Genomic DNA, 3,163 nt, shown 5'->3' with positions numbered 1-3,163 from the left:
GTTCGGGCGGTGGGTGATGTCGTGGAGCGGGGTGTCCGGCCGGGTCACCGTGGTGCCGTCGGGGGTACCGGAGGTCTCCAGGGCGGTGGTGTAGCGGGGGAGGGAGCGCTGCCACTCGTAGGTACCCCGCACCATGTGAGTCAGCTGGTCGGTGTAGCGGTGGAGTTGGGGGTCCCCCTCCTCGTGAAGCTGGGCGGTCATGCGCAGGAAGAAGTCCATGACCACTTCCAGCAGGTCGCATGCCTGCTCGGTGGCGGCCTGCGCGGTGAGGGACCGCTCGGCGCCGAGGATGTGCACGAGGTTGGACTCCAGGCTCCTCTGGGTCTGTTCGTGCGAGTAGGAGGCCAGGTCGGTGGGGACGGTCAACAGGATCCCGGCCGCCTGGGTGAGGGCCCGGACATCGGCGCGAACGCGTTCGCGGGACGGCAGACAGGTTCCTTCGGCGACCTCGATCATGTGCACGCTGCACAGCGAGCCGCCGTCCGGCGGCCGGATGAGGAAATGGTCCTCCACGGAGCGGAGGCTGCCGTGGGCCCGGTCGCTGACGCCGCACATCGCGCCGACGGCCCACTGGTAGTGCACCAGGGAGAACAGGTGGGCGAGTTCGGGCTCGGCGCGGTTGTGGACGCGGGTGACGAGGTCGGCGAGCGCGGAGGCGAACGCGTCGAAGGCGGTGTCGCCGGTGGGTGGAGTCTCGGGGTACAGCGCGCGGGCCATCATGCGTGCCGCGAGCGGGTTGAACGTGCCGGGCCGGTCCGCGTCGGGGCCGCTGTCGCAGTAGTAGTCGTCGAAGAGCAGGGCCCAGACCAGCCAGTCGGACAGCAGCTGCACCCCTTCGTCCGTGGCGGTGGGCGCCCAGGTGCAGGCGAGGAAGCCCGTGTCCGTGGCTGCCGCCCGGCGCAGTGATCGCTCGTCCAGGCCGTGCCGCTCCAGCCAGGTGCGAGAGCCGTCCTGGACACCGGCGGCCCCGGGCCTGATCGCGAGGTCGATCGGACACCACAGTGGGGGGATGACGATGCCGCTGGTCACTGCTCCTCCTGGAGGCGGGGGGTGAGGTTTGTGAGGTGCGACGCGTCGACCGCGCTGAGCCGCCCCTCCCGTGCGGGGGTGCCGCGGGTATGCCGGGCCGACGCGCCAGGCGCGAGCGTGAGACGGAACCAACGGAGACGACTCCGTCGACCTGAATTCCGGCCACGGGTATGGGGAACGCCCCGACCCCGCCGGGGCAGAGGCGGTGCGGCACTACACCGCGGGGGCCGGCCGGGCATCGACTTTCACGGCACCACACCACGCCGGATTTCCACAAGGCGCGGCCCCACATTTCCGGACGCACAGTCCTACATGCCGTACGCGGCGTGCACGGCGCACGCCGGCCGCACACGCGACGCGTGCTCGGGCGCGGGCATGGTGCGACCGGGGCAAACCCGAGAGGAAAGGCAACGGCCGTACAGCTGCGACGACCTGCCCGGTGTCCGGCTGAACGGCCCCCGGCAACCGCCCCGGGCCCCGGTACTCACGCAACCCGACCGCGCGTCGTCGCTCGGTGTCGAGCCCTCGTGAGGGTGTCCGGGGCCGATACCGTGATTCGGGTCAGAAGGTGGGGGTGTCGCCGGCCGGGTAGCAGCGGATGGTTTTGATGCCGCCGTGGGACCTGCCGTTGGTGCGCCCTTTGCCGGTAAAGGTGGCGAACAGGGAGCTCTGTTGGGTCTGGCCGAGTTCTGAGAGCGGAACGGTGAGGGCGTTCCCGCTCCCGGTGACCTGCTTGCCGGTGGTCAGATTGGTCACCTTGATCCGGGTGGTGTCCATCTCCTTGCCCGTGAAAACCTCGCCGGCCGCGACGAGTTGGCCGTCCCAGTACGCACACGCCGTCCAGTGGTCGAACTTCTGCTGGTTGGCGTCACTGGGGAATTCGGGCTTGACGAAGTAGTCGATGTGGCGGGGCTCGTCGACCCCGACGAGGACCAGGCCCGTGTGCGTCTCTCCGTCCAGGGTCCCCGTCAGGACGGAGGCGAGTTCCTGACGTCCGGGGTTGTCCGGGGAGGCGCCCCGCCACAGCGGTACCCAGTAGATCTCGAGAAGCTGCTCGCCCCGGGGGATGGGGGCACCAGCACACAGCAGGGAGCGGGCGAGGGTGCGGGCGTGCGGGGCGTTCAGTGGTTCGTTCGGCTGTCTTGTCAGGTCGAAGTAGAGTTTGATCGGGTGGAAGTCGCGCTCGCGTACGAGGTAGTACACCTCCGTGGCGCGCTTCGAACCGAGGCGCATGGTGGCGCGCAGCAGCAGGCCGGACTGGTTGCACTCCGACAGAGTGCCGGACCTCCACCCGCTCCCGGGCCAGTCGAAGCCGGCGTCGTGGGAGCGCAGCGGTTCGGTGACCCCGTCCTTGACCGTGACCGGCCGCCAGGTGGGTCGCTTGCCGTCGAAGCCGGCGACGCGCGGGTTGGAGAGGCCCTGCGGGAGTACGAGCCGCAGGTCCTTTCTGGGCCACGTTTCCCTGGACCGGTTCCTCGGGGCGTCCCCGGACGGGTTGAGGAGGAGGGGGAACGCCCCCTGGTAGGTGGCCCGCGACGAGAGCTGCTGCGTCCGACGGTTGCCTTCACCGTCCCGCTCCTCGTACTGGAAGATCCGGTCCCGGTGGTTGTCCACAAGCAGCACCGTGGGTACCTTCGCCGCGCCGAGAGTGCCGGCGAAGAGCACCGTCGGCGGCTCGGCCGCCAGTTGGTTGGAGCGGGCCCGGGCGTCGAACTCCTTGCTGTCGCCGTGCTGCACCGCGTAGGCGCGCATCGCGGTGCGCAGCAGTGCGTCGTCGTCGAGGAGGTCGCCCCGGGAGGGCCAGTCCCGGTCCGGCTTGCCGGTCGGCACCACTCGTGGCGCGGTGTCCGCGAACGTCAGATGGTGCCCCTGGGCGCGCTCGCTCACCCACCAGCCGCCGAGGAGTCCGGCGGTGAGGCTGAGGGCCAGCGATGCCGCCACCGTGCGCCGCGGACGTCTGGCCAACCGCTCGCGTATGCCGTGCAAGCCGCGTACACCACTGAAACCCACTTGATTCCCCCGTCAGTTGTTCGCGCGCCACGCGCGCACGTCAGCCTAAGCCAGCCTCCGGTGCCGCCCGCGGCCGGGCCGGGGGCGGGCAGTTGCGGGCGGCCTGGGGGAAGTGGTGCGTGGG

At 70.6% G+C, this 3,163-nt stretch carries 2 protein-coding genes; both read right to left on the bottom strand.

Annotation, left to right across the window (positions count from 1 at the left end; all coding sequences use genetic code 11):
- Positions 1 to 1,029, bottom strand: a 1,029-nt coding sequence (locus tag GL263_RS24125; protein ID WP_182857857.1) for a terpene synthase family protein, incomplete at its 3' end; no start/stop codon positions are given.
- Positions 1,030 to 1,590: 561 nt separating this feature from the next.
- A complete protein-coding gene (locus GL263_RS24120; RefSeq protein ID WP_182857856.1) occupies positions 1,591 to 2,994 on the bottom strand; it encodes a hypothetical protein in 1,404 nt (467 codons plus the stop codon).
- Between the last annotated feature and the right edge of the window lie 169 nt (positions 2,995 to 3,163).

This window comes from Streptomyces durbertensis (assembly GCF_014156695.1).
GTDB lineage: Bacteria > Actinomycetota > Actinomycetes > Streptomycetales > Streptomycetaceae > Streptomyces > Streptomyces durbertensis.
Note: the sequence above shows the minus strand (reverse complement) of the source record. Positions and strands in the feature narration are given on the sequence as shown.